The sequence below is a fragment of the Acidocella sp. C78 genome (assembly GCF_907164655.1).
The window spans coordinates 18,058-41,686 of record NZ_CAJQZK010000020.1 but is presented as its reverse complement, the minus strand read 5'-3'; the positions used below and the strand labels follow the sequence as shown (position 1 = coordinate 41,686).

28 protein-coding genes and 1 tRNA gene are annotated in these 23,629 nt (G+C 59.9%); 10 read left to right on the top strand and 19 right to left on the bottom strand.

The features are described 5' to 3' along the window. Positions 1-58 precede the first annotated feature (58 nt). Positions 59-400 carry an accessory factor UbiK family protein gene (locus tag ACIDOCELLA78_RS000000108285; protein WP_201729173.1) on the top strand — a complete coding sequence of 114 codons (342 nt, stop codon included), beginning with the start codon at positions 59-61 and terminating at the stop codon, positions 398-400. Here ACIDOCELLA78_RS000000108285 and ACIDOCELLA78_RS000000108280 read toward each other — a convergent pair. From ACIDOCELLA78_RS000000108280 to ACIDOCELLA78_RS000000108235, 10 genes are all read right to left on the bottom strand, one after another. Continuing rightward, the gene (locus ACIDOCELLA78_RS000000108280; RefSeq protein WP_201729172.1) at positions 376-969 is read right to left on the bottom strand and encodes a Maf family nucleotide pyrophosphatase; all 594 of its coding nucleotides are present in this window, start codon (positions 967-969) and stop codon (positions 376-378) included. The two genes, ACIDOCELLA78_RS000000108285 and ACIDOCELLA78_RS000000108280, sit on opposite strands and share 25 nt — an antisense overlap. Further along, positions 970-1,977: a zinc-binding alcohol dehydrogenase family protein gene (locus ACIDOCELLA78_RS000000108275; RefSeq protein ID WP_201729171.1), complete on the bottom strand. Its 1,008-nt coding sequence runs from the start codon at positions 1,975-1,977 to the stop codon at positions 970-972. Positions 1,978-2,015: 38 nt separating this feature from the next. Next, complete coding sequence (locus ACIDOCELLA78_RS000000108270) at positions 2,016-2,741, bottom strand: M48 family metallopeptidase (protein WP_201729170.1); 726 nt, start codon at positions 2,739-2,741, stop codon at positions 2,016-2,018. Positions 2,742-2,750: 9 nt separating this feature from the next. Then, positions 2,751-3,227, bottom strand: coding sequence for a YcgN family cysteine cluster protein (locus ACIDOCELLA78_RS000000108265; RefSeq protein ID WP_201729169.1), 477 nt, complete (start codon positions 3,225-3,227; stop codon positions 2,751-2,753). A gap of 200 nt (positions 3,228-3,427) precedes the next feature. Next, positions 3,428-4,156 carry a lipid-binding SYLF domain-containing protein gene (locus tag ACIDOCELLA78_RS000000108260; protein ID WP_201729168.1) on the bottom strand — a complete coding sequence of 243 codons (729 nt, stop codon included), beginning with the start codon at positions 4,154-4,156 and terminating at the stop codon, positions 3,428-3,430. A 57-nt stretch (positions 4,157-4,213) separates the two neighbouring features. Beyond that, a complete protein-coding gene (locus tag ACIDOCELLA78_RS000000108255; protein ID WP_201729167.1) occupies positions 4,214-4,828 on the bottom strand; it encodes a histidine phosphatase family protein in 615 nt (204 codons plus the stop codon). Between the two features lie 37 nt (positions 4,829-4,865). Next, positions 4,866-5,663, bottom strand: coding sequence for an ABC transporter permease (locus ACIDOCELLA78_RS000000108250; protein ID WP_249676231.1), 798 nt, complete (start codon positions 5,661-5,663; stop codon positions 4,866-4,868). Next, positions 5,663-6,400, bottom strand: a complete 738-nt coding sequence (locus ACIDOCELLA78_RS000000108245) for an ABC transporter ATP-binding protein (protein ID WP_201729165.1) — start codon at positions 6,398-6,400, stop codon at positions 5,663-5,665. The genes ACIDOCELLA78_RS000000108250 and ACIDOCELLA78_RS000000108245 overlap by 1 nt, the downstream gene beginning before the upstream one ends. 22 nt (positions 6,401-6,422) lie before the next feature. Next, positions 6,423-7,076: a methionine biosynthesis protein MetW gene (gene metW, locus ACIDOCELLA78_RS000000108240; RefSeq protein ID WP_201729164.1), complete on the bottom strand. Its 654-nt coding sequence runs from the start codon at positions 7,074-7,076 to the stop codon at positions 6,423-6,425. Beyond that, positions 7,073-8,218, bottom strand: coding sequence for a homoserine O-acetyltransferase (locus ACIDOCELLA78_RS000000108235; protein WP_201729163.1), 1,146 nt, complete (start codon positions 8,216-8,218; stop codon positions 7,073-7,075). The genes metW and ACIDOCELLA78_RS000000108235 overlap by 4 nt, the downstream gene beginning before the upstream one ends. A 105-nt stretch (positions 8,219-8,323) precedes the next feature. On the opposite strand from ACIDOCELLA78_RS000000108235, the gene ACIDOCELLA78_RS000000108230 reads away from it, so the two are divergent. The 6 genes from ACIDOCELLA78_RS000000108230 (at position 8,324) to ACIDOCELLA78_RS000000108205 (ending at position 13,406) form a co-directional block, all read left to right on the top strand. After that, positions 8,324-9,211 (top strand): chorismate mutase, encoded by an 888-nt coding sequence (locus tag ACIDOCELLA78_RS000000108230; RefSeq protein ID WP_201729162.1) that lies wholly within the window; start codon positions 8,324-8,326, stop codon positions 9,209-9,211. Then, positions 9,208-10,302, top strand: a complete 1,095-nt coding sequence (gene hisC, locus ACIDOCELLA78_RS000000108225; protein ID WP_201729161.1) for a histidinol-phosphate transaminase — start codon at positions 9,208-9,210, stop codon at positions 10,300-10,302. The genes ACIDOCELLA78_RS000000108230 and hisC overlap by 4 nt, the downstream gene beginning before the upstream one ends. Continuing rightward, a complete protein-coding gene (locus tag ACIDOCELLA78_RS000000108220) occupies positions 10,295-11,182 on the top strand; it encodes a prephenate/arogenate dehydrogenase family protein (RefSeq protein WP_201729193.1) in 888 nt (295 codons plus the stop codon). Before hisC ends, ACIDOCELLA78_RS000000108220 begins: the two co-directional genes overlap by 8 nt. 86 nt (positions 11,183-11,268) lie before the next feature. Continuing rightward, positions 11,269-12,204 (top strand): tRNA pseudouridine(55) synthase TruB, encoded by a 936-nt coding sequence (gene truB, locus ACIDOCELLA78_RS000000108215; RefSeq protein WP_201729160.1) that lies wholly within the window; start codon positions 11,269-11,271, stop codon positions 12,202-12,204. Positions 12,205-12,227: 23 nt separating this feature from the next. Then, positions 12,228-12,497, top strand: a complete 270-nt coding sequence (gene rpsO / locus ACIDOCELLA78_RS000000108210) for a 30S ribosomal protein S15 (RefSeq protein WP_201729159.1) — start codon at positions 12,228-12,230, stop codon at positions 12,495-12,497. Between the two features lie 138 nt (positions 12,498-12,635). Beyond that, positions 12,636-13,406 (top strand): Bax inhibitor-1/YccA family protein, encoded by a 771-nt coding sequence (locus ACIDOCELLA78_RS000000108205; protein ID WP_201729158.1) that lies wholly within the window; start codon positions 12,636-12,638, stop codon positions 13,404-13,406. 185 nt (positions 13,407-13,591) lie between these two features. On the opposite strand, the gene ACIDOCELLA78_RS000000108200 is transcribed toward ACIDOCELLA78_RS000000108205, so the two are convergent. The 4 genes from ACIDOCELLA78_RS000000108200 to ACIDOCELLA78_RS000000108185 are packed head-to-tail and all read right to left on the bottom strand — an operon-like array spanning position 13,592 to position 15,640. Continuing rightward, on the bottom strand, positions 13,592-13,885 hold the full coding sequence (locus ACIDOCELLA78_RS000000108200) for an HPr family phosphocarrier protein (RefSeq protein WP_201729157.1): 294 nt from the start codon (positions 13,883-13,885) through the stop codon (positions 13,592-13,594). Next, positions 13,882-14,304: a PTS sugar transporter subunit IIA gene (locus ACIDOCELLA78_RS000000108195; RefSeq protein ID WP_201729156.1), complete on the bottom strand. Its 423-nt coding sequence runs from the start codon at positions 14,302-14,304 to the stop codon at positions 13,882-13,884. The genes ACIDOCELLA78_RS000000108200 and ACIDOCELLA78_RS000000108195 overlap by 4 nt, the downstream gene beginning before the upstream one ends. Next, the gene (gene rapZ, locus ACIDOCELLA78_RS000000108190; protein WP_201729155.1) at positions 14,301-15,221 is read right to left on the bottom strand and encodes an RNase adapter RapZ; all 921 of its coding nucleotides are present in this window, start codon (positions 15,219-15,221) and stop codon (positions 14,301-14,303) included. Before rapZ ends, ACIDOCELLA78_RS000000108195 begins: the two co-directional genes overlap by 4 nt. Continuing rightward, on the bottom strand, positions 15,218-15,640 hold the full coding sequence (locus ACIDOCELLA78_RS000000108185; RefSeq protein ID WP_201729154.1) for an HPr kinase/phosphorylase: 423 nt from the start codon (positions 15,638-15,640) through the stop codon (positions 15,218-15,220). Before ACIDOCELLA78_RS000000108185 ends, rapZ begins: the two co-directional genes overlap by 4 nt. Before the next feature lie 877 nt (positions 15,641-16,517). On the opposite strand from ACIDOCELLA78_RS000000108185, the gene ACIDOCELLA78_RS000000108180 reads away from it, so the two are divergent. Both ACIDOCELLA78_RS000000108180 and ACIDOCELLA78_RS000000108175 read left to right on the top strand, forming a co-directional pair. After that, on the top strand, positions 16,518-17,201 hold the full coding sequence (locus ACIDOCELLA78_RS000000108180; protein WP_201729153.1) for a response regulator transcription factor: 684 nt from the start codon (positions 16,518-16,520) through the stop codon (positions 17,199-17,201). Between the two features lie 144 nt (positions 17,202-17,345). Beyond that, positions 17,346-18,680, top strand: coding sequence for a HAMP domain-containing sensor histidine kinase (locus ACIDOCELLA78_RS000000108175; RefSeq protein WP_249676219.1), 1,335 nt, complete (start codon positions 17,346-17,348; stop codon positions 18,678-18,680). Between the two features lie 91 nt (positions 18,681-18,771). Here ACIDOCELLA78_RS000000108175 and ACIDOCELLA78_RS000000108170 read toward each other — a convergent pair whose 3' ends face one another. The 3 genes from ACIDOCELLA78_RS000000108170 to ACIDOCELLA78_RS000000108160 all read right to left on the bottom strand — a co-directional run bounded on the left by ACIDOCELLA78_RS000000108170 (position 18,772) and on the right by ACIDOCELLA78_RS000000108160 (position 20,934). Further along, a complete protein-coding gene (locus ACIDOCELLA78_RS000000108170) occupies positions 18,772-20,088 on the bottom strand; it encodes an arsenic transporter (protein WP_283770853.1) in 1,317 nt (438 codons plus the stop codon). 30 nt (positions 20,089-20,118) lie between these two features. After that, a complete protein-coding gene (arsC, locus tag ACIDOCELLA78_RS000000108165; RefSeq protein ID WP_201729152.1) occupies positions 20,119-20,517 on the bottom strand; it encodes an arsenate reductase (glutaredoxin) in 399 nt (132 codons plus the stop codon). 87 nt (positions 20,518-20,604) lie between these two features. Continuing rightward, a complete protein-coding gene (locus tag ACIDOCELLA78_RS000000108160) occupies positions 20,605-20,934 on the bottom strand; it encodes a helix-turn-helix transcriptional regulator (protein ID WP_201729190.1) in 330 nt (109 codons plus the stop codon). A 146-nt stretch (positions 20,935-21,080) separates the two neighbouring features. On the opposite strand from ACIDOCELLA78_RS000000108160, the gene ACIDOCELLA78_RS000000108155 reads away from it, so the two are divergent. Further along, positions 21,081-22,181 carry a cyclase family protein gene (locus tag ACIDOCELLA78_RS000000108155; RefSeq protein ID WP_249676215.1) on the top strand — a complete coding sequence of 367 codons (1,101 nt, stop codon included), beginning with the start codon at positions 21,081-21,083 and terminating at the stop codon, positions 22,179-22,181. A 74-nt stretch (positions 22,182-22,255) separates the two neighbouring features. On the opposite strand, the gene ACIDOCELLA78_RS000000108150 is transcribed toward ACIDOCELLA78_RS000000108155, so the two are convergent. Continuing rightward, positions 22,256-22,330, bottom strand: a tRNA-Thr gene (locus ACIDOCELLA78_RS000000108150). Between the two features lie 78 nt (positions 22,331-22,408). Next, positions 22,409-23,596: an alanine--glyoxylate aminotransferase family protein gene (locus tag ACIDOCELLA78_RS000000108145; RefSeq protein WP_201729151.1), complete on the bottom strand. Its 1,188-nt coding sequence runs from the start codon at positions 23,594-23,596 to the stop codon at positions 22,409-22,411. Positions 23,597-23,629 lie beyond the last annotated feature (33 nt).

The window sequence follows — 23,629 nt, the reverse complement described above, 5'->3', positions numbered from 1 at the left end:
GGACGTGGTTATAGTGGGGATACGATGATCCGTCATCACCACTTGCAGGAGAAAAGGCATGACCGAGAGACCGCGATTTTTTGATGATCTGGCGGGCCTCGCTGGCGGCGCCCTGTCTGCTGCCAGCGGCTTGCGCGACGAAATTTCCGCAATGGTCCGCACCCGGGTGGATGAGGCAATCCGGCGTCTCGATCTGGTCAGGCGTGACGAATTCGATGCGGTGATGGAGCTTGCTGCTCGGGCGAGAGCCGATGCGGATACCCTCGCAGCTCGGATCTCCCGCCTCGAAGACATTGTTCATCGTTCGCAAGAAGCCCAGCTCTCCGTTCCAGCGCCGGCTGAAAATGTGGACGCCGAACAGGCGCCCACGCCCGATCAGGAAGGCAGCACTCCGAACTGACGCAAGAAACTGAGCAGGTGGAGGAGCGGGAGGCCGAGTATGGCGAAGAAATCGCCATCGATCCGCTCGAACAGTTGAATGCCCGGCCCCTCCAGCCTGTAAGCACCAACCGAGTATAATATCCGATCGCCTTCCGACCGGATATGAGCGGCGATGAATGCGTCGGATAAGGGGCGCATTTTCAGTCTGGGAGCCTCCGAATGCGCCCAGATACATGCGCCCCCCGCCGCGCAGACGATGGCGGTTTCCAACTGGTGCACGCGGCCTGAAAGCTTCCGCAAGTGTTCGGCTGCAGCTGATGCGTCGGCTGGTTTGTCAAACCAGCGACCCTCGCAATCCAATATCTGATCGGCCCCGATCACCAGCTGATCGGGGTGTCGGGCCGATACGGCCAGCGCCTTTTCCCGCGCCAGCGCCATGGCCGCCGCGGCGGCCGACTGGCCGGCGTCCCGGAAGGACTGCTTGATCGGCGCCTCGTCGATATCAGACGCAACCGCAGTTGCCATCACGCCGGCGGATCGCAGCATCGATTGCCGCGTGGCCGATGTGCTGGCGAGAATGACCTCCACTCAAAATCCCTCGAGAACGATCTTGCCGCGCGTGGTTCCGCTTTCCATGGCCGCATGCGCGCGTCGCAGGTTGGCTGCCGTGATCGGCCCGTAATTCTCGGTCATCGTGGTACGAAGAACCTCCTGATCGATCAGGCGGCTTACCGACTGGAGGATATGATGCTGCTCGATCATCTGCGCTGTCTGGTGAAGCGAGCGGGCAAACATGTATTCGGTATGCACCGAGGCCGATTTGTTGAATATCTCGTGCATGTCGAGCGGCCCCGTCGACTCGATGAGGCCGATCCGCCCTTCGGGAGCCAGCACATGGCACAGTTCGCGCCAGTGCTTTTCGACATGATTTGTGCAGAAAATGTAACTCGGCGCACTGACTTCGACCATCTCGAGCTGGGCAGCCAGGGGATGATGGTGGTCGATGACGTGATGAGCGCCGAGCGAGGCGCACCAGTTGATCGTTTCCGGTCGCGATGCCGTTGCGACCACGACGAGACCGGTAAGCTGGCGCGCCAGCTGGATCGCCATCGAGCCGACGCCGCCGGCGCCGCCAACGATCAGCAATGTATCGTGATGGACCCGATCTCTCGGGATGGAGAAACGGTCGAAAAGCATTTCCCACGCGGTCAGAGTGGTCAGTGGCAGAGCTGCCGCCTCGGCAAAGCTCAGAGACCGGGGTTTGCGGGCAACAAGGCGCTCATCAACCGCCTGGAACTGCGCGTTCGACCCCTGACGATCGACGGAACCAGCATAAAACACCTCGTCACCAATGCCGAACCGGGTCACGCCGGGGCCTACGGCCCGCACGATGCCGGCGGCGTCAAAGCCGAGGATGCGCGGCTCGCCGAGTGGTTCGTTGCGGCGTCTGATTTTCGTATCGACCGGATTCACCGATACGGCGCGGATCTCGACCAGGACATCATGGGCGCGCAGCACGGGATCGGGCGCCTCGATATCGATCAGCGCGTCATCCGCGGTGATCGGCAGAGAATGCGTAAAGGCGACTGCTTTCATGGATTGGCCTTGTTCATAGGGTTTGAGATGTGTGGCGGTCAGGAAATCCGCAGGAGTCCGGGGCCTTCGCGACGCAGCCAGCCTGCCGCCTCTGCGCGGTGTGGTGTCAGGGTCTCGACCAGCGTCCAGAAATCCGGTCCATGGTTCATATGACGCAAATGAGCTGTTTCGTGTGCGACAACATAGTGCTGAACGAAGCGTGGAGCCATGATCAGACGCCAGGAGAACATCATCGTTCCATCGGCGGTGCAACTACCCCACCGGGTCCTGGTATCCTTGATCCGGACCTCACCGGGGCGGGCATGGAACTGTGCCGCCATTCTCCGCGCCATTGCCGAGAATTCGCGAAAGGCCAGATCGCGCAACATGTCGCGCACGCGTCGGGCGAGGAAATCCGGGTGGCCGGAAACCCGTATCACCGGGGTCTCGATCACGGCCCCGCCGCGGGCTCGTACATCGTGCACGATCCTGTGCGGTTGACCGAAAACCGGGATTTCATTTCCGTCCGCGATCACGAGTGCGGGCGGCAGGGAGGCCAGTCGTTCTGCAACCCATGATTCGTGTCCCCGCAGCAGAGCCAGCCCGGCCTGCCGCGATCCGCGCGGCGGCAACGTGATGACGATCCGGCCTGCTTGCGGATCGATACGCAATGCAACCCGCCTCGCCCGTTCGTTTTTCCGCCAGATGATCGTGGTCTGCATGCCGGCGACGACGACGGGCTCAGCCTCTTCTACCGGAGTGATGCTGAACGGCACGAGGGGCATCAGGAAATCCTATTTGTCGTGATGACCGGCTCGCGGCCAGAGAACCGGCCACTCAACGATATGATCCTCCAGATTTTCAACGGATCTTTCTGTTCGCACCCGTCCGGCCACCGATGCGCCGGCCCGACATGTGCTTTCCGGATCGCCCGTGCGCAGTGGATGCCAATCCGGGAGATCGCGCCCCTCGGCAACGAGGCGGTAAGCGCAAGAGGGCGGCAGCCAGTCGATCGTCTCAACGAGCTCGGGCGTCAACGCTGTGCAGTCGGGAACCTTTCGCAGGCGATTTTTATAGTCGAGACACCGTCCCGTCCTCAGGTCAAGCTGATGACAAGAAACATCCGTGAAGGCGAGTTCATTCGTTTCCTCGTCTCTCAACTTGTGCAGGCAACACCGGCCGCAACCATCGCAGAGGGATTCCCATTCCGATTGGGTCATCTCTCCAAGGCGTTTCCGACGCCAGAACGGTTCAACACCGGATTGCGACATGGGTGCAGTCTAGCCCGGACGCGGAAGCCAGAAAAGGATCGGAACGCCAACATTGGTGCCTGGTGCGACAATCAAACGGCATGCGGCGGTGGCCAGCCCTAAAAATTCGCGGGGTTGCGTGCCAAGATCCGCCATGCGTCCCCAAGATCATCCGTTGTGATGTCATCCCCGCGCAGGAATAATCCTTTTGGATAAGGGCTTTAGCCACCGTATCTGGAGAGCATTGCCCGCAGCGGATTGGCGCCGGCATTGTTGACCGCCATGTTGACCACGATCTGGCGCGGGGCGATGGCCTGTCCGTAATATTGCTGGTCGAGTGCCTCATCATTCGAGAAAACAGAGCCTGACAGAGAAATGCCACCGTAAAGCCCGCGCGCCTTGGCAAATGTGACGATATCGGCGCCAAGTGCCGTTCCGGTCGAGCCACCGATCCCTGCGCCGATCGTGGCCACCGAAACGCCGGCATCGGCACCAACCTTGAACTGGCTGCTAAGGAACGCGTTCAGCGCGGTGTCGTTCATCAGCATCATGATGACCTCGGCATCCTGCGCGCCGATCTGAAGACCGAAGCTGCCGCTCCCCATCGTGTAGAAAGCCGGATCAGACCATGAACCACCGGCCGCGCGTGAAACCAGCACGCAGCTTCCGCCTTCCCCGCCAATGAAGAAGCCTGCCTTGAAGATACGCGGACAGACCACCACCGCCTTGGCATTTCGGAGCATCTGGGTGGCCTGCCCGGCCGAAGCGGTCCCCGATCCGAGCATGGTCTCGACCGTGAGGGTTGACCGGTCGACGAGTTCCTGAGCGGCGTTCGGCGAGCCGGCACCCGAAGCGCAGGACGCAAGGGGAACCGTGATCGACAGTGCCGTAACCCCGGCATAGAGCGCCTTTCGCACCTGGCGCCATGCCGTCGTCTTGCGTTCCGTCATTGCTCGTCTCCGCTCTGGACATCTGTTGTCCGGATGTGGCCCGGATCGGGCTGGCGTTCAAATGGAAATTTGTTCATTGACCGTTACGACCCTCCACGCGCTTCCGTGGCGCTCGAGCCGCGTGACCGACAAATTCTCGATGGCGAGGCTCAGGGCCTGGTGCGCCGTAAGGTCCAGTGCATGGGCGATTGCCGCGCGGATGGCGCCACCATGAGACACCGCGACGACATGCTGTCCTTCATGATCGGCGCGCAACCGCTCGAGACCGGCGCCCACCCTTTGGCGTAGCTGGGCGAAACTCTCCCCCTCGGGCGGCTGTTCGTCGCCCCCCACGGGCCAGAACGGGTGCTGCGTGCCTCGTTCAGCGAATTTGTCCATCCGCATGCCTTGCCATGTTCCGAAATCCTGCTCGATGAGGGAGGCTTCCACGCGAGGGGTCACTGGCCCATACCCCGCGCTCATGATTGCTTCCGCAGTCAGGCTCGTGCGCGACAGCGGCGTGACGACCCATTGCGCCGGGCGGGGCAGGACCTGGGCGAGTGCCGCGTAGCGCGGCGCATCCCGCACGCGGCGCAACTCGCAGATCGGGACATCCATCTGGCCATAGAGCAATGCGAGCGCCGCGGGCGTGACGGTCGCATGCCGGATCAGCCAGAACGTCGTCGGGGTCATGTCGGTTTCCGTGGGTTGCGTGAGGGGGGACGAAGAATCATTCGCCGATCGTGACCAGAGCGCCGCTACGGCGGGCCGCCCTGAACTGCAGCGCGAATATCAACCCGGCGCAGCACATCCAGAACAGGTTGAGGCCGGCGGCAATCGCAAGCTGGCCGATATCCGTTTCGTGCCGATAAAGCGCGGTGCGCATGCCGGCGAAGATATGCGCAGCCGGAAGGGCTTCAGCAACCGGCCGGAGCCACGGCGGCAGAACCGAGACCGGGTAAAACACGCAGGCGACCGGGGTGAGTCCGAATGCCAGGGTCCAGGCGAGCGCCTCGGCCGATGCCCCGTAGCGGAACAGGAGGGAAATCACGCCGAGCGCCAGCCACCACCCCATCAGGAAGAGATTGATGATAAACAGGATGAGGACAGGTCCGAACGCGAAGATATTGAATTCGTAAAGAAAAAAGGCGATACCGGCGGCGGGCGTCAGCCCCGCGACCGTGCGCAGGACCGACACGCCGAGAAGTGCCATGATCATTTCGTGCGGCCGTAGCGGGCTGACGAAGACATGGCCGAGATTGCGCGACCAGATTTCCTCCAGAAACGAAATCGTCACCCCCATCTGGGCGCGCAAGGCGACTTCCCAGAGCAGGACGCCGCCGATCAGCGCACTGGCGGTGCGAATCGTCACGTCGGCATGACCCTTCATGACGAATGCAGCCGTAAATCCCCAGATCAGCAATTCCAGGGTCGGCCAGTAGGCAAGTTCGAGAACCCGCGGCCAGGACCGCCGATAGAGGCAGAAATGCCGATAGATCAGCCCCCATATGCGGCGAAGCGGAGCCATCACGATGCAAGCGGCTCCGGATTGCGCGCGATGGCCAGAAACACCTGTTCCAGATCGTCGCGGCCATAGCGCGCGATCAGATCTGTCGGCGGACCACGGTCGACGATTCGTCCTCCCTTCATCATCAGCACCTGCGAGCAGAGTCGCTCGACTTCGGCCATGTTGTGCGATGCAAGCAGAATGGCCGCGCCGGTTTCGTCGCGATATCGCTCGAGAACGCCGCGAACGTAATCCGCTGTATCCGGATCGAGACTGGCTGTCGGCTCGTCGAGCAGCAGCAGTGACGGGCGGTTGATCAGGGCCTTGGCCAGCGCGACCCGGGTTTTTTGTCCCGCAGAAAGCGCTCCCGCCTTGCGCGGGAGGAGCGCCTCGAGGTCGAAATCCCGCGCCAGTTCGCGAATTCTGTTCTCAAGCCGCGGCACATTATAGAGATGGCCGTAGACGCGGAGATTTTCTCCGACGGTCAGCCGCATGGGCAGCGCGACATAGGGTGAGGAATAGTTCATCCGGGCGAGTGCCGCGAACCTGTCCCGCGCCATGTCGTGTCCGAGTATTTCGATCGAGCCTGCGTCCGGCGCCAGAATACCAAGCAGCATCGAAATCGTGGTTGTCTTGCCGGCGCCGTTGCCTCCCAGCAGGCCGCAAGTCGTCCCGGCCGGGAGGCTGAAGCTGACGCTGTCGACGGCGCGAACAGTGCCGAAGCACTTGGTCAGGGTCTTGACGATCACTGCATCCATGAGCGGGGGCGCGATACCGGTTTCAGATTTCCACGGTGGGTTCGCGCTTCAGCACGAACAACCCCTGTTCTCCGAAAAGATTGGCCAGGAGTGGAAAGCGCCGCCAGGGAGCGCGTCGACCCGCCTCGTCGGCCGCAAGCCATTGCTCGACCTGATAGTGGTCCTTCGCGCAGAGATCGAAGAAATCCCGGATTGTGCAAGGGTGGATGTTTGGGGTTTCGTACCACATCCGGTTCCACGTCGTGGTCATCGGCATGCGGCCTGTCGAGAATAGCTGCCAGCGCAGGCTCCAGTGGCCAAAATTCGGAAAGCTGACGATGGCTCTGCTGCCGACGCGCAGCATCTGGCGCAGCACTTCGCGTGGCTGTTCGACGGCCTGGAGCGTGCGCGACAGCACGACATAATCGAACGCGTCGTCGGGGTAATGGATCAGGTCGGTATCCGCATCCCCCTGCATCACGGGCAGGCCATGGGCAACGGCGCGGGTGACCTCGGCCATATCGATCTCGATGCCGCGGGCATCGCACCGCCGGGTCCGGGCGAGAAGGTCGATCAATGCGCCGTCGCCGCAGCCGATATCCAGCACGCGCGAGCCCGGGGGGATCATCCCGGCGATCAGCTCAAGATCGACACGCAGATTCTTCGCGACGAACCGCACCGGTGTTGCCTGGTTCATTGCACCCCCGCGGCCTCGGCTGCGCCGGCGATGAAGCCAGCCACAGTGCGATGGAAATCAGGCTCATCGAGCAGGAAGGCATCGTGCCCCTTGTCGCTCAGGATTTCGACAAAGCTGACATTTGCGGCAACCTGGTTGAGCGCACGCGCCATCGTCCGGCTTTCGGCGGTCGGAAACAACCAGTCGGAACTGAACGAGACCAGCAGGAAACGCGATTTCGTATGGCGAAACGCCGCGGCCAGCGACCCGCCATGGTCAGCAGCGAGATCGAAATAGTCCATGGCCCGGGTGATCACGATGTAGGAATTCGCATCGAACCGGCGCACAAAACTGGATCCCTGATGCTCCAGGTAGCTCTCGACAGCGAAACGCTCTCCGAATAGCGGCGAGGCGAGGGGGGTCTGGCGCTGCAGGCGCCGGCCGAACTTTCGAGTCAGCGCTGCTTCGGAGAGATAGGTGATGTGCGCCGTCATGCGGGCGACAGCGAGCCCGCGCGCCGGGATCACGCCGTGCGCGCGGTAGTGGCCATCATGAAAGTCTGGATCGGTATAGATCGCCTGCCGGCCAACCTCATGGAAGGCGATGTTCTGCGCGGAGTGGTACGGCGCAGTCGCGATCGGAACGGCAGCGAAGACCTGGTCGGGATACAACGACGCCCAGGCCAGGACCTGCATGCCGCCCATCGAGCCGCCGACAACGGCGAAAAGTCGTTCGATTCCCAGCCAGTCGATCAGCTTTTTCTGGGCTCTCACCATGTCCTGAACGGTGATCGCGGGAAAGTCGACCGACCAGGCGTCGTCACTTGCATGGCTCTTGGGGCTGCGGGGGCCTGTCGAGCCCATGCATCCACCCAGAACATTCGCACAGACCACGAAAAAACGCTGTGTGTCGATCGGCTTGCCCGGCCCCACCAGGGCATTCCACCAGCCTGGTTTGCCGGTGAGCGGGTGCTGTTCAGCCACATACTGGTCACCGGTCAGGGCATGGCAGATCAGAACCGCGTTGTCTTTTTGTGCACTGAGTGTGCCATATGTTCTGTATGCGACTTCCAGCCGCTGGAGCGTCACGCCGCAATCCAGAGCTAGGCCATCGGGAAACGATACCTTCTGATGGGGAATATCGGGAAAGGGTGAGTGGTCCATGGCTCGCAGGATATGCGCTCAACCCAAGCATGCGGCAAGGATGGGGCTTGCCGTGTGGCGAGCCTCCTGTATCAGATAGAACCGAATTGAGCTTATTGGAACGCCATGTCTGAAATTCCGCCTGCATCACCTCCTCAGGATACCGCCCCGGAGACGCTTTCCCGGCTCCGCGCCGAAATCGATTCTCTGGACGACCGTATCCACGATATGCTGATGCAGCGCGCCGAGATCATCGAACGCGTGCGCTCGCAAGGCGGCAAGCGCGGCGTGATGATCCGTCCCGGTCGCGAGGCCGCGATCCTGCGCCGGCTGCTCGCGCGGCATCAGGGGGGGCTGCCACCCCACACGATCGTCAGGATCTGGCGAGAGCTCTTTTCCGGTGCCTTGATGATCGAGGGTGGGCTTGTTGTTGCCGTTGCCGACGGTGGGCAGGCCGAATTGGTGGCCCTGGCTCGCGAACATTTCGGGCCGCTGACCTCCATGCGCCGGCATCGCACGCCCTCTCAGGCACTCACAGATATCACCGGTGAAATCGCCCATGCGGCCGTGCTGCCCATACCATCCGATGAGGATGATGATCAGGCGGCATGGTGGGTGGGCCTGATGCATGGCGGATTGCCGCGCCTGTCGATCGTCGCGAAGCTGCCATTCTGGGCGCGGCGCGGTGAGGGAGTGCCCCAGTCGGAAGCTTATGTCGTGTCGTCGTTCGTCCCGGATGCGAGCGGCGACGATAGAAGCTTGATCGGGATCGAGATTGTTCCCGATACCAGCACGGCACGCATTCTCGGGATCCTGCGTGATGCAGGTCTCGATGTCGGTTCGTTGCTGATCCGCCGGATCGCCAGGCGGGAGGCGGCCTACGCGCTGGCGGATGTAGATGGTTATATCTCGCGGGATGATCCGCGGCTCGCGGCCATTTCGGCGTTTCCTGCACCGCCGGTTGCGCTTGGTTCCTATGCGAAGCCTGCCGGCGCGCCGGGCATGATGCGATGACCGGATCGCCCGCCGCTCGGCCCGCCGTATTTTCGGTGCCGCCCTATGTGGGCGGTGAATCTCACTTGCGTGGGGTCAGCCGGGTCATCAAGCTTTCGTCCAATGAAGGGGCCTTTGGACCTCCTCCCGGGGCGATGTCCGCTTTTCAGAGCGTCGCGCCGAAACTCCACAGATACCCTGATGGAGGCGCCGTCGAATTACGGCATGCGATTGGCCGGTTTTTTGATCTCGATCCATCGAGAATTGTATGCGGCAACGGGTCTGACGATCTGATTTCCCTGCTCATCCAGTCCTATGGCGGGCCCGGCACTGAACTGATCATGAGCCGCCATGGATTTCTGATTTACGAGATCGCGGCGCGGCTCGCGGGGATGGAGGTACGCAAGGCGCCGGAGCGCGACCTTACGGCCGATGTCGATGCCCTGCTTGCCGAAGTGACACCGGCCACCCGGCTTGTGTTTCTGGCCAACCCGAATAACCCCACTGGCACGCTCGTGCCATCCGCCGACATTGCGCGCCTGCGTCGTGCGTTGCCATCGCATGTCCTGCTGGTGCTGGATGCGGCCTATGCGGAATATGTCGAAGACAGCGACTATGATCCTGGTAACGGCCTTGTCGACGCGAGCGAAAACACGGTGATGACCCGGACATTTTCCAAGATGTTTGGTCTGGGTGGCCTGAGACTCGGATGGGCGTATGCATCGCCTGCCATCGTCGACGTACTCAACCGGACAAGGATGCCCTTCAACGTCAGCGGTCCTGCTTCGGCTGCGGGAGTTGCCGCGCTGGCCGAGCAAGGGTGGGTTGAACGCAGCCGGTCCCACAACACGCGCGCGCGGGCTGAACTGTCGGCGCGTATCGAGCGGGCGGGGTTCCGCGTGTGGCCCAGCAGCGCGAATTTCGTGCTTGCCGATCTTGAAACGTCCGATCGTGCGGTCGCCGCAGACATGCACCTGCGCAGCCGAGGCATCATTGTCCGGCAAGTGGCGGCTTATGGATTGCCCCAATGCCTCAGAATCACGATCGGGACCGATGATGAATGCGCCGCCGTCGCCGACGCGCTCGACGAATTCGGCCAACGGCATGCCTGAGCCGCTGTTCAACCGCCTCGTATTGCTGGGATTCGGGCTGATCGGATCATCGATTGCGCGGGTCGCCCGCGAGCGTGGGGGTATCGCCCGGACCGTCGTTGCCCATGCGCGCACGCAGGCAACTCTCGATCGGGTTGCTGAACTCGGCATCGCCGATGAATGCGAGATCGACCCGGCGCGCGCCGTGCAGGGGGCCGACTGCGTGATATTTTGCGCACCAGTCGGTGCCTATGCCGCCTTGGCGGAGATCGTGGGTCCTCATCTTGCTCCAGGAGCGATTGTCAGCGATGTCGGATCGACCAAGCAGTCGGTCATCCGTGATATCGGACCGCATCTTCCGGACGGTGTTCATTTCGTGCCGGCCCACCCCATGGCAGGCACAGAATTTTCCGGCCCCGATGCCGGGTTCGCCGATCTGTTCAAGGGTCGATGGTGCCTGCTCACCCCTGCGACCGGAACCGACCAGGACGCGGTCAGCCGCATCAGGTTGTTTTGGGAGCGTGCCGGCGCAATGGTCAGCGTGATGGATGCCGCTCATCACGATCGTGTCGTGGCCATCGTAAGCCATCTGCCCCACCTGATCGCCTTCACGATTTGCGGGACGGCCGATGATCTGGCGGACGAGACCAGAAAGGAAGTTCTGCAGTTCGCGGCTTCCGGTTTCCGGGATTTCACGCGTATCGCAGCGTCAGACCCGACCATGTGGCGAGACGTCTTCCTGAACAATCGGGAGGCTTTGCTGGAAATGCTCGCGCGCTTCACGGAAGACGCGCAGGCCATGGCGCGGGCCGTTCGTTGGGGCGATGCCGCGTACATCGAGGACAAGGTCTTGCGGGGGCGGAAGATCCGGCAGGCTCTGATCGACCTCAATCAGGCCTGATTTCCTACGTTCAAAGCCTGTTTCGTTTGCCATGGCATGCCGGCTTCGCTATCAGGCGCAGCACCCCAGAGACATTGCAGGATAATATGGCGCCTCATCAGCCGCGGCAAAAACGCGGACGCATCATCGACGGCTGGATCGTACTGGACAAGCCACAAGGGATTACCAGTGCTCACGCTGTGGCTCGTATCAAAAGAGCATTGCAGGCCGCGAAAGTCGGTCATGGCGGCACACTCGATCCGCTGGCAACAGGGATTCTGCCGATAGCCCTTGGGCGCGCCACGAAGATGGTGCCCTACGTCATGGATGGCACCAAGCGCTATCGTTTTACCCTTCGTTTCGGTGAAGCCCGTGATACCGACGATGCGGATGGGTCGGTTGTCGCCACATCGACCTTTCGTCCTGAAACCGCTGCAATCGAAGGAGTGCTGGAGAAATTCCGGGGCAATATCATGCAGGTGCCGCCCGCTTTCTCCGCCATCAAGATTGGTGGTGAACGAGCGTATGATCTGGCGCGTGCCGGGTTGGCGCCGGAACTGCCGCCTCGTCCGGCGCAGGTGTCGCGGTTTGAACTGATCGAGCGCCCCGATGCCGATCATGCCATCTTCGAGGTCGAATCGGGAAAAGGCGTCTACATGCGATCGCTCGCGCGCGACGTGGCGCTGGCGGCGAACACCGTTGGACACATCGCCGCGCTGCGCCGCCTTTCCGTTGGCCCGTTCGATGAGGCGGGTGCGATTACGCTGGACAAGATTACCGATTCCGGCGATAGCCCCGGTGCTGATTCGAGTTTCCTGCTTCCTGTCGGGACCGCGCTGGACGACATCCCGGCTCTGGCCCTGAGTGAAGCGGAGGCTGCTGCCCTTGGAAATGGCCAGGCTTTGAGCCTTGTCCAGTTCATGGGGCGGATTCATTCGTCATGTGATCCCAATGGTGGGTTGGCACGGCTGATGACGGGCGGCCGTTTTGTGGCTCTGGGCAGGCTGAGTGATGGCCTGCTCAAGCCCGAACGTGTGCTTTAACTTTAGAAACAGGAGTATACCCGATGTCGATTACACCGGATCGCCGGCAGGAACTGATTGGCGAATACGCAAAAAAGCCCAGCGACACTGGCAGCCCGGAAGTGCAGGTTGCGCTTTTGACCGAGCGGATCGTCAATCTTACCGAGCACCTGAAGACGCATGCGAAGGATTTCCACTCGCGCCGCGGTCTTCTGATGCTTGTCGGTCGTCGCCGTCGCCTTCTGGATTACGTCAAACGCCAGGATGTCAAGCGTTACGAAGCTCTGATTGGCCGTCTCGGCCTGCGACGCTGAGCTGACGGACCGACGAACGCCAAATCGTTACACCGATCTCATCCTCCGCCCGCCGATTATGCTTGATCGGCGGGCGCGAATGGCCAAAATAAGATTAAAGACGGCATTCCGCCGCCTGACGAGGAGTAGCAAGCAATCATGGCTATGGGTCCTGACATGCGTTCCTATCGCAGCGCATCGGTTGCGGCAGGTACAGGCGTTCTGGACGAAGGTCTGCGGGCGTATATGCTGCGGGTCTATAATTGGATGGCGTCTGGCCTTCTGCTCACGGCGATCGTCTCCTACGCAATCGCAAATACCGGCCTTGTCAACGCCTTTTACCCCCTTGTCGCGGCACCTGGCGGTGCAATGGTGCGACAGCCTGGCGTTCTGGCCTATATCAGCATTTTCGCGCCGCTTGGGTTCATGCTCATAATGTCGTTTGGCGTGAACAAGCTCAGCACCGTGCAGGCCCAGGGATTGTTTTGGGCATTCTGCGCCGTGATGGGTGCGAGTTTGACCAACATCTTTCTTGTCTATACCGGCCAGTCAATCCTGACGACGTTCTTCGTTACAGCGGTGACCTTTGGCAGCATGAGCCTTTACGGCTACACGACACGTAATGATCTGACCAAATTTGGTAGTTTTCTGGTAATGGGGGTCATTGGATTGCTGGTCGCCATGATCGTCAATATTTTCCTGCATTCGCCAGTTGTGCAGTTCGCGATCAGTGCGATCGGCGTTCTTATATTCACTGGCCTTGCCGCGTACGATACGCAGAGAATCAAGGCAGATTACATCCAGTACGGTTATCGCTTCGGTGAAGGCGTAGCGGCGAAACGCAGTGTATATGATGCACTTCAGCTATATTTGAATTTTATCAACCTGTTCCTGTTTCTCTTGCAGTTCATGGGTAATCGCAAAAACTGAATTACATATTCAGCAACACGTAAACAGGCTTTGGGCAAACTCCAAAGCCTGTTTCTATTGGTACGAAATATCAGAGTATCATCCGATCAGATGAATTTACCGGATCGGATAAAAATGCTCAGATTTTTCAATGATAAGGTGCACTGTATCCGGTCCCGGAGGATCGTGCAGTCCTCTATTTCTCCTCAGCCGTTCTCGTAAAAGCCCGCTTCGATCAACTCAACAACCGCAGCGAGGGCTTCTTTCGCGTCCCACCCTTCCGCCGCAATCTCGACGGTTGAACCAAGCCCGGCGCCCAGCATCATCAATCCCATGATCGACTGCGCGGATACGGTTTGTCCATCCCGCGACACTTCCAGTGCGGCACTGAATTTTTCTGCGAGAGTCACGAGTTTCGCAGCCGCTCGGGCATGAAGCCCGCGGGTATTGGGTATGGTGACAGTTTGAGTCAGCCGGATAGGCAGTTGATCTGTATTCATCCGCAGGCGCGTTTCGGAGTAGATGGGTGGAGAATGTCTGATCCGCAGGCAATATATTTCCGGCCGGCTTCTTCAGCACAGTGAACTGCGTCAGACAGATTGTATGAGCCGCGTATTTTTGCAAGCTTTACGAGCATCGGAAGATTTACGCCAGCGATGACTTCGACGTCATCACGCTCAAGCATACTCATGGCAAGGTTGCATGGCGTGCCGCCAAACATATCCGTCAGCACGACGACACCGTCGCCGGCATCGACCTCAGAAACCCGTTCTGCAATTTCCTTCCGTTGCGTCTCTATATCAGCATCGGCCTCAACCGAAACTGTCGCGATATTGCGCTGAGGGCCAACGACATGTTCCAGGGCGTCCCGCAACGCGACTCCAAGATTGCCGTGACTCACCAAAACCATGCCGATCATTGTTCAACTCCGGGAATCGGCGGGATGGCAACATTGCCACTGGCGTTCTGGCGGCGGGCATGAACGGCTCTGATATCCAGATTTCGATGCTCGATGAGCACGCCCCATCCCCGGTCGCTCAGCCTTGTTCCAAGCATCTCGACAAACGAAACGGAGCGATGCTTTCCGCCCGTACAACCAATTGCAATCATAACGTATTTCTTGCCCTCGCGAACAAAACGCGGCAACAGGAATTCAATCAGGCCGCCGACCCGCTCGTAGAACTCGGGGAAATCAGGATCTTCGGAGATATAGGTTCTCACGGCGGGGTCAAGCCCGGTCTTTTCCCGCAGGTCGGGTATGTAATGCGGATTCCTGAGGAATCGTACGTCAATCACAAGGTCGGCTTCCTGAGGCAGCCCGGAGGGAAAGCCAAATGACACCAGGGTGATGGTCATCCCCGGCCCGCCAAGGCCAAACCTCTGCTCGATGATCTGACGCAGACCGGTCAATGATAATTGTGATGTATCTATGACCCAGTCAGCTTGGTTCCGAAGAGGCAGTGTCAGAGCCTGTTCTGCGTCGATTCCTTCCGTCACCCTGCCGGTCAGCGCCAGAGGATGGCGTCTTCTGGTTTCACTGAACCGGCGTTGTAAGGCTTCAGGGCTGGCGGTGAGGAACAGCAATTCCGGGTGGATAGAGTCGTTCGAGCGCAGGCGATTGATCGTGGATAGAACATCCTCGACGGAAAAATCTCTCGTGCGGCTGTCGATCCCAACAGCGAGAGGCCTGTCTCCGCGCGCGAGGGTTTCCACCATTGCCAGAGGCGGATTGTCTACCGCCTCATAGCCGATATCTTCCAGCGCTCGTAACCCTGAATTACGGCCTGCGCCGGACAGTCCGGTTACAATGATCAACCGGTTGGGTTGATCTCTCATGATACAAAGCATCCACAAATCTGTTCACGACGCCCAACGAGAGCGTCGAGCGCCCATTGAACCTTGATAGGCGCCGAATCCAGATGCGGATCGATGAAAATTTCTGGAATGTTAAGCTCGGTGTTGTTTTTGGGATATGGCAACCGCTCTTGTCCGGTCCCGAGCCGCACAGCCAAACGTAGGCGGGCCGTTCTGATTGCGGGCACCTTGAAGATCCCTACGCCCCATAATTCTATCATACCCGCAAGGGTGGGTGGCGCCGATGCAAATTCACCGTCTATGTGAACCTGATCGTCGGCAACGAGCAGAAATCCCCGATTAAGAAGTCTCAGCAGCAAGTCGGATTTGCCAGACCCCGAGGGGCCCAGCAACAATACGCCGTCATCATTCAACGCCGCACACGATCCATATAAAATCATCTTGAATCAAGTGTGACAAGTTTTCGGCAAAAGCGAAAGGGAGCCTTTTGACGTGACGCAAGGGCACGTATTTCGATGAAAAAACAACCAATGGTTGTTTGTTTTGCTATCGGTAGCTTCCGATCAGAAATACGCTCGATATGCACATTTGTAAAAATGTTACCCATATTTTATTTAACATATTGATAAATATAAAATTTTTGTAAAATATAATATGTATCGAATCAACATGGTCGGTTGCGGCCTCACCCGAGGCGTTGCCTATAAATATGCATAAGCCGTAACGTTGGTGAAACGCTTCAGAAAGCGGATCTAGGCGATTATGCTTTCTAATCGTATGGCGATAAGACCATGCTGGACGAAAACAGGAATTGCCATGTCGGTTGGTTTCCAAGATTGCTGTCATAGTGACAGGGCGCCTCAAGCGCTCACTACTTATTTCTTGAGTCCGCTAGATTTTTATCTAAACGATCGAATGAATTTTAAATCATTTAATAATAATTATTATTATAATTTAAATATTGAAAAATAATATATTAATTATTTGTTTTTTTGATATGATTTTGGTGGTGTTTCTTTGGTAGGGTCATGAATCATAATTTGTTTTTATTCACTCCGAGATAAAATTGGCGGGACAAATACAGGAAAATTTGCCTGTTCTGGTAGGTCGATCTTCGCTGTTTGCAGGGCGCCACAATCGCTCCAATATCCTTGCCATCAAGGGGATGACCATTTTACGTGTCAAATGCATGTAACGGTATCTTGGCGTCGCAACGCCCAAATCCACAGGTGTCGCTTTTCGGGAGCAGAAGGATCGCAAGATGTGGATACAATTTGTAACGGGCGGTTTCAGGCCTACTAAACTCGGGGATCATAGATGAGAATATTGGTTGTTGAAGATGATAAGGACGTTGGCGGTTTTGTGGTAAAAGGTCTCCGAGAGGCCGGGCATACTGTTGAGCATGCTGATAATGGCCGTGACGGCTTGTTCATGGCTGCGTCCGAGAATTTTGATGCCATTATTCTGGACCGAATGCTCCCTGGAGGGATCGACGGACTACGTCTGCTCGAAACGCTTCGCGCGCAGGACAATGCAACGCCCGTCCTGTTTCTGTCGGCGCTGGGTGAGGTGGACGACCGCGTGAAGGGTCTCAAGGCGGGGGGCGACGATTATCTCACCAAGCCATTCGCGTTTGCGGAATTGCTGGCGCGTGTCGAGGCAATGGCGCGGCGCGGCAAAGGCGAGGGACCGTCGACCCGTCTGACGGTGGGAGATCTCGAAATGGATCTGCTGTCCCGTGGCGTGAAACGAGCTGGCCAGAAGATAGATCTTCAGCCGCGTGAGTTCCGCCTGCTCGAATACCTGATGCGCCATGCCGGCCAGGTCGTCACGCGAACCATGCTTCTCGAGGGCGTTTGGGATTATCACTTCGATCCGCAGACCAACGTGATCGACGTGCATATTTCCCGGCTGCGCCAGAAGATCGACAAACCGTTCGATCTGCCGTTGCTCCACACGGTGCGTAACGCCGGCTACATGCTTCGCGTCGAGGAACCCTGAGGCCCGTCTGTGGGAAGGTCTCTATCCGATACGGCAGAGGGGCAGGATCCGCCTCGCCCGCGGGTCGTGCAGAACCGACTCCTGCGGTCGGCGGGAGTCCGTTTTGCTGTATTTTATGCTCTCGTCTTCGGCATATCAGCCATCGTGCTGGCGGGCTCACTCTATTATTCGACGATCGGTTTGCTGGGGCGGCAGACGCATGAGGCTATTCGTGTGGATGCCCGCAGCCTTGCCACACATTTCGAGGCCGGTGGCCTGACGGCTCTGGTCATTACATTGGATAGCCGGATCAGCGAGGACATAAACGATCACGCCATCTATCTGCTGGTGGATCCCCTTGGCAATCGGATTGCCGGCAACATGAGCCGGTGGCCGCAGGGCATCACTACCGCGCATGTCTGGTATCAGGTGCCGCTTGAACGGGGCGGACGAAAATCGACGGCATTGATTCGATATTACGAACTTCCAGGCGGCTTTCAGCTGCTTGTCGGCCGGGATGTCAGCACGCGGGCGCAGTTGCGCCGGATTTTGCGGGACGGTCTTCTCTGGGCGCTGGCGGCCATGGCGTTTCTGGGGGTTCTCGGCGCCATCGTTATTCGCGGCCTGTTCAAGCGCTCGCTTGCGGACATATCCGGCATCACCCGTGCGATTGCACGTGGGGATCTTACCCGGCGGGTGCGCCGCTCGGGAAACGGCGACGAGTTCGACGAACTCGCGGAAACGATCAACGACATGCTCGACCGGATCGCGAAGCTGATGGACGGCGTGCGCGAGGTTTCCAATGCAATTGCGCACGACCTTCGTACGCCGATTACCCGGGCGCGCACGCGCCTTGAGGACGCAGCATCGCATGCCCGGACCAGTGAGGAACTGAGAAACGCGGTCGAGCGGGCAACGCTCGATCTCGACGGGATCGTCAACGTCTTTCAGGCATTGTTGCGCATTGCCGAAATCGAGGCGGGCGCCAGACGATCCGCGTTCAGGGACATCGATCTTGCTCCTGTTCTTGAGGATCTCGCCGAATTCTTTGACGCTCTGGCGGATGAACGCGGCATCTCGATTCTTCGAAACTGGCCGAAATCAATCCCGCTTTTCGGCGATCGTGACATGCTGCAGCAAGCAGTCGCCAATTTGCTCGACAACGCGATCAAGTTTTCCAGCCAGGCAGACAAGGTAACGATTTCCGCTCACGCCGGCGGTGGACGTGTTGAAATCATTGTCGCCGATCACGGGCCTGGCATTCCCGAGGCTGATCTATCCCGTGCCACGGAGCGTTTTTATCGCGCGGAATCGGCACGCTCCACGCCGGGATCGGGGCTGGGCCTCGCACTCGTCTCGGCGATCGCTCAGTTGCACGGCGGCACCTTGTTGCTGGAAGACAATCAGCCCGGGTTGCGGGCCCGTCTTGTCCTTGCGCAGAAAGACGAAACCCGCCCCGCCGCCGGGCAACCCGAAGCTGCCGCGTCAATGGCGGGATAGTTTGGCAAGTCTTCCAGATGCAGTGCTCTATGATATTGATAATTATAGCATCTTTACCCGATCAGATGACTCCACCTGATCGGATGATGTTCTAACCGTGCCCGGTAGAAAAGGCCATCGGTAGCCAGAATGCCAAGGCTGCCAATGTCGCCAGCAGAACCGGCGGGGTAATCAGGATGCCGACGCGCATGTAGTCTCCCCAGCCGATCCGCACCCCCTTGCCGGCAAGGACGTGCAGCCAGAGCAGTGTCGCAAGGCTGCCGATCGGAGTGAGCTTGGGGCCGAGATCGCAACCGATGACATTGGCATAGATCATCGCGTCGCGAATCGCGGCGGGGGCATGGACATGCGCGATGGCCAGCGCGCCCACCAGCACGCTCGGCATATTGTTCATTACCGAGGAGAGCAAGGCTGCGAGAATGCCGGTGCCGAGCGAGGCGGCCCAGATTCCGTTCGCGGCGAAGATCCGTAGCAAAGCGGCGAGATGGCCGGTCAGCCCGGCATTACGCAGCCCGTAGACGACCATATACATGCCAAGACTGAAAATCACGACCTGCCAGGGCGCGCCATGCAATACGCGCCTGATGTCGATCACGCGGCGTCCGCCGACGGGCCAGCGCGCGGCGAGTGCGAGCAGCGCGAGCGCGCCGGCGATCGTGACGTAGGAGACAGGGACGCCGAGCGGGGCGGTGATGAAATAGGCCGCAAGCAACACAACCAACACCGGCCACGCGGCGCGGAAAACAACGTGGTCGTGGATCGCGTGCGCCGGGGTTTCGAGCTCGGCAAGATCATAGCGCCGGTTCGCGGCGGCGCCGTAGCGCAGCATCAGCACAGCGAGGGTCGTCGCGAGGGCGACGAGATCGACCGGGACCATCACCAATGCGTAGCGGGTAAAGCCAATTCCGAAGAAATTGGCACTGACGATGTTGACGAGGTTGGATATGACGAGCGGCAGGCTTGTCGTATCGGCGACGAAGCCGGTTGCGATGATGAAGGCGAGCGCCGCCGCGGGAGGGAATTCGAGGCTGGCGAGAACCGCCATGACGATCGGCGTCAGCAGCAGGGCGGCGCCGTCATTGGCAAAGATCGCCGAGATCACGAAACCGAGCAGCACGACCAGAGGCAGGAGCAATCGCCCGCGTCCCCGTCCCCAGCGGGCGACATGCAGCGCCGCCCAGCGAAAGAATCCAGCCTCGTCGAGAAGCAATGAAATCACGATCAGCGCGACAAAGGTGAAGGTCGCGTTCCAGACGATGTGCCAGACGGTAGGGATGTTCCGCCAGTGGACGATGCCGAGCGCGAGATCGACCGCTGCGCCAGCCATGGCGCTCCAGCCGATGCCGAGACCGCGGGGTTGCCAGATGACGAGCACGAGTGTGGCGATGAAGATCGCGAAGGCGAGCATGATGTTGCTTCCGGCTGAAGGACGGGAGGGTCAAGGCTGGTGCCGGTCGCCTTCCTTGGCGAAGGCGCCCCGTTGGGGGGCGGGCAGAATATCGAGCACGGTTTCCGACGGGCGGCAGAGACGCACGCCGCGGTCGGTCACCACGATCGGCCGGTTGATCAGGATCGGATGCGCCATCATCGCATCCAGCAGTGCCTCGTCAGTCAGCGTATCGTCATCGAGGCCGAGTTCAGCATAGGGCGTACCCTTTTCGCGCAGCACGGCGCGCACGGAGACACCCATGCGCGCGATCAAGTCACGCAATTCTTCGCGGCTTGGCGGCGTTTGCAGGTATTCGATCACGTTCGGCTCGATTCCCGCATTGCGGATGAAGCCGAGGACGTTGCGTGACGTGCCGCAGGCGGGATTATGATAAATCGTAACACTCACAATACTGATCCTTGTCGGTCTACGGGCAGGTTGAGATTTGTGGCCGATCCCCAAGCGGGAATGAGCCATGGGCTGTTCATCGGCCCGTCATGGGCCTTGTCGCGCCGCCATGGGGCTGGGATCGCACAATGCAGGATAGATGGTGGAACCCCGACCACAGCAGTTTTTCGCGAGATAAGACACAAGGTCGTTCATGGCGGAAAAATCGGCTGCGTAGATCACGTTGCGGCTTACGCGCCGTTGCGTGATCAGGTCAGCTCGGGCCAGGGCCTGGACATGAAATGTCAGGGAGGACGGCATAAGATCGAGGCGCTCGGCGATTTCGCCTGCGGCTAGCCCGCCCGGTCCTGCTTCAACCAACAGACGATAGGTGGCAAGCCGATGTTCATGTGCAAGGGCGGAGAGGGCGGTCACCATCCAGGCGATATCGCGGCCAGCCCGGCTTTGTTCCGATTTTTCCATAAATATCGAAATATCATATGATAGCATAATTGCAAGGCGGGTTGCGTAGACGCAATTCGGCAGGCTCGCAGTTTGACGATTGTCCCGACACGCGCTTGGTAGTGTTCAACAACATGATGCAAACGCAAGAATGGAAAGGAAACGAAATGCCCAACCCGCGCTGGCGTCATCGTCCCGAGGGGTCGAACTGGGGAGATTTCGGGCCGGATGACCAGAATGGCCGTCTCAACCTCATTACGGCGGAAAAGGTAAGGCAGGGGCTTGCGGAGGCGCATGAGGGGCTTGTTTTCTGCCTCAGCCTACCGCTCGATTATCCGGGGGGTAGCCTGCTCAACGAACGGCGCCACCCGCCGGTTCTGCGGCCAACCTTGCGGGGAGATCGGCCGAATTTCAATTGCACGCTGACGGGTCCGGAACGTATGCGAACCGATGTGTTCAATGACGATCTGGCGATCATCCATCTGCAATACTCGACGCAGTGGGATGCCCTGTCTCATGTCGGCGGCCTCTTCGACGTCGATGGAGACGGGATTCTGGAGAAGGTTTTCTACAACGGCTTTCGCGCCGGGGAGCACATTATCGGACCTGAGGATGGCAGGGATGCTGGCATTCAGCCCACGATGAGGCGGCAAAGCACATCGAATGCCGGGGCGCTCGGAATCGAGCGCATGGCCAGTCGTGGGGTGCAGGGGCGCGGCGTTATGATCGACTTGCGGGCGCATTACGGCGATGCCCGCACACTGGTCGGCTACGATGAACTCATGCGGGTGATCGAGGCCGATCGTGTCGAAGTCGAAACCGGAGACATGGTCTGCCTGCATACAGGCTTCGCCCAGCATCTCCTCGAGATGGACCGCAAGCCGGATGGGTCGATCCTTCATGGAGCCTGTGCGGTTCTGAATGGCCGTGATGCCCGGTTGCTGAACTGGATCACGGCAAGTGGCCTCGCCGTCCTGATTGCCGATAATTACGCCGTCGAAGCCTTCCCGGCGCAGCCTGGAGCCGATGAATGCTGTTCGGTTTTGCCGATCCATGAACATTGTCTGTTCAAGAACGGCATTCATCTCGGCGAGCTATGGCATCTGACACCTCTCGCGGATTGGCTGCGCTCGAACAGGCGCTCGAGGTTCCTGCTGACCGCGCCACCTCTGCGGCTGCCAGGTGCGGTCGGCTCGCCGGTGACGCCGATTGCGACGGTATGAAATTTGATGCCAACAGATCGTGCATCCGCCGTACCCGTCGCCGAAAGCGCTGGCAATCAAACTCTGTGGCAGGCTGGTGCCGGGTGAGGGATTTGAACCCCCGACCTTCGGTTTACAAAACCGCTGCACTACCGCTGTGCTAACCCGGCACGGTACCGTCTGATTACCCTGCCCGGCTGCCAGACTCAACATGCGGCGCCGCTGATCCAGTGGGAAGCGTTGATTGTTCAGCTCCCGCCGAGATAGTCGATCGCCGCGTCGACGCCGCCGCGGGCATGCGGCACGCGGGCGAGGCGTAGCGCCATCTCGACCACGCCGAGCGTGCCCAGAAGCATGGGTTCATTCAGATCGCCCATATGGCCGATGCGGAACACCTTGCCGCCAAGCGGATCGAGGCCAGCGCCAAGCGAAACGTTGAACCGGTCATAGGCGATCCTGCGCACGGCCTCGGCGTCGTGGCCCTCGGGCATGTGGATCGCCGTTACAGAATCCGACCGCCTTGCCTGTTCGGTGCAGAAGAAGGCCACACCCTGGTTGCCGCTCCAGACCGAAACCGCTCGCCGCGTCGCTTCCGCGAGGCGACGATGGCGGCGCCACACCGCCTCGATCCCTTCAGCCTCGATGAGCCGGACGGATTCCAGAAGTCCGCAAATTGGGGCGATGGGCACGGTCCCGGTGAAGCTGCGGTGCCGGCGCGCCATCATCCTGGTCCAGTCGAAATAGAACCGCGTCAGCCGTGCCCCGGCATGGGCGGCAAGCGCCTTGTCGCTCACCGCGGTGAAGGCGAGGCCCGCTGGCAGCATCAGCCCCTTCTGGCTGCCGCCCACCACAGCGTCGATTCCCCAGTCGGCCAAGCGGAATTCGAACGAGCCGAAGGAGGAGATGGTGTCGACAAGAAGCAGCGCCGGATGGCTCGCCGCGTCCAGCGCGGCGCGGATCTCGTGTAGCGGCAGCGCCACGCCGGTCGAGGTTTCGTTATGGACGATACAGATTGCCTTAATTTCGTGCGCCGAATCGGCAGCGAGTCGGTCGGCGATGGCGCCAATATCGGGGCCGCGCCGCCAGTCGGCTTCCGGCATCTCGACCTCAAGGCCGAGCGTGCGCGCCATGGCTCCCCACACACGGGAGAAATACCCGGCCTCCGGCATCAGAATCCGATCGCCCGGGGAGAACAGGTTCTGTAGCGTTGCCTCCCAGGCGCCGTGACCGCTGGAGGTGTAGATGAACACCTCGCCGGTCGTGAACAGCAACCGTTTCAGCCCTGCCACCGCGCGGTCATAGATCTCGATGAAATCGGCGCTCATGAAATCGGTCGTCGGCCGGTCCATGGCCCGCAGCACGGGATCGGGAATGTTGGTCGGGCCGGGATTCGCGAAGAACAGACGGCCTGGCTTGCGGGGGGTATCGGTGGTCATCGGTCCTCGGTTCCTTCGGCAATGGCGGATATG

Excerpts from the sequence above, each read along its gene's own strand:
- ACIDOCELLA78_RS000000108185 (WP_201729154.1), bottom strand. The coding sequence starts at position 15,640 with ATGATTTTATATGGATCGTGTGCGGCGTTGAATGATGACGGCGTATTG.
- ACIDOCELLA78_RS000000108195 (WP_201729156.1), bottom strand. The coding sequence starts at position 14,304 with ATGATCGGCATGGTTTTGGTGAGTCACGGCAATCTTGGAGTCGCGTTG.
- ACIDOCELLA78_RS000000108250 (WP_249676231.1), bottom strand. The coding sequence starts at position 5,663 with ATGGCTCCGCTTCGCCGCATATGGGGGCTGATCTATCGGCATTTCTGC.
- ACIDOCELLA78_RS000000108245 (WP_201729165.1), bottom strand. The coding sequence starts at position 6,400 with ATGGATGCAGTGATCGTCAAGACCCTGACCAAGTGCTTCGGCACTGTT.
- ACIDOCELLA78_RS000000108230 (WP_201729162.1), top strand. The coding sequence starts at position 8,324 with ATGTCTGAAATTCCGCCTGCATCACCTCCTCAGGATACCGCCCCGGAG.
- ACIDOCELLA78_RS000000108270 (WP_201729170.1), bottom strand. The coding sequence starts at position 2,741 with ATGCCCCTCGTGCCGTTCAGCATCACTCCGGTAGAAGAGGCTGAGCCC.
- ACIDOCELLA78_RS000000108235 (WP_201729163.1), bottom strand. The coding sequence starts at position 8,218 with ATGGACCACTCACCCTTTCCCGATATTCCCCATCAGAAGGTATCGTTT.
- ACIDOCELLA78_RS000000108275 (WP_201729171.1), bottom strand. The coding sequence starts at position 1,977 with ATGAAAGCAGTCGCCTTTACGCATTCTCTGCCGATCACCGCGGATGAC.
- ACIDOCELLA78_RS000000108200 (WP_201729157.1), bottom strand. The coding sequence starts at position 13,885 with ATGAATACAGATCAACTGCCTATCCGGCTGACTCAAACTGTCACCATA.
- ACIDOCELLA78_RS000000108170 (WP_283770853.1), bottom strand. The coding sequence starts at position 20,088 with ATGCTCGCCTTCGCGATCTTCATCGCCACACTCGTGCTCGTCATCTGG.
- ACIDOCELLA78_RS000000108205 (WP_201729158.1), top strand. The coding sequence starts at position 12,636 with ATGGCTATGGGTCCTGACATGCGTTCCTATCGCAGCGCATCGGTTGCG.
- ACIDOCELLA78_RS000000108160 (WP_201729190.1), bottom strand. The coding sequence starts at position 20,934 with ATGGTGACCGCCCTCTCCGCCCTTGCACATGAACATCGGCTTGCCACC.
- ACIDOCELLA78_RS000000108255 (WP_201729167.1), bottom strand. The coding sequence starts at position 4,828 with ATGACCCCGACGACGTTCTGGCTGATCCGGCATGCGACCGTCACGCCC.
- truB (WP_201729160.1), top strand. The coding sequence starts at position 11,269 with ATGGCGCCTCATCAGCCGCGGCAAAAACGCGGACGCATCATCGACGGC.
- ACIDOCELLA78_RS000000108285 (WP_201729173.1), top strand. The coding sequence starts at position 59 with ATGACCGAGAGACCGCGATTTTTTGATGATCTGGCGGGCCTCGCTGGC.
- ACIDOCELLA78_RS000000108220 (WP_201729193.1), top strand. The coding sequence starts at position 10,295 with ATGCCTGAGCCGCTGTTCAACCGCCTCGTATTGCTGGGATTCGGGCTG.
- rapZ (WP_201729155.1), bottom strand. The coding sequence starts at position 15,221 with ATGAGAGATCAACCCAACCGGTTGATCATTGTAACCGGACTGTCCGGC.
- ACIDOCELLA78_RS000000108265 (WP_201729169.1), bottom strand. The coding sequence starts at position 3,227 with ATGTCGCAATCCGGTGTTGAACCGTTCTGGCGTCGGAAACGCCTTGGA.
- ACIDOCELLA78_RS000000108180 (WP_201729153.1), top strand. The coding sequence starts at position 16,518 with ATGAGAATATTGGTTGTTGAAGATGATAAGGACGTTGGCGGTTTTGTG.
- hisC (WP_201729161.1), top strand. The coding sequence starts at position 9,208 with ATGACCGGATCGCCCGCCGCTCGGCCCGCCGTATTTTCGGTGCCGCCC.
- metW (WP_201729164.1), bottom strand. The coding sequence starts at position 7,076 with ATGAACCAGGCAACACCGGTGCGGTTCGTCGCGAAGAATCTGCGTGTC.
- rpsO (WP_201729159.1), top strand. The coding sequence starts at position 12,228 with ATGTCGATTACACCGGATCGCCGGCAGGAACTGATTGGCGAATACGCA.
- ACIDOCELLA78_RS000000108260 (WP_201729168.1), bottom strand. The coding sequence starts at position 4,156 with ATGACGGAACGCAAGACGACGGCATGGCGCCAGGTGCGAAAGGCGCTC.
- ACIDOCELLA78_RS000000108145 (WP_201729151.1), bottom strand. The coding sequence starts at position 23,596 with ATGACCACCGATACCCCCCGCAAGCCAGGCCGTCTGTTCTTCGCGAAT.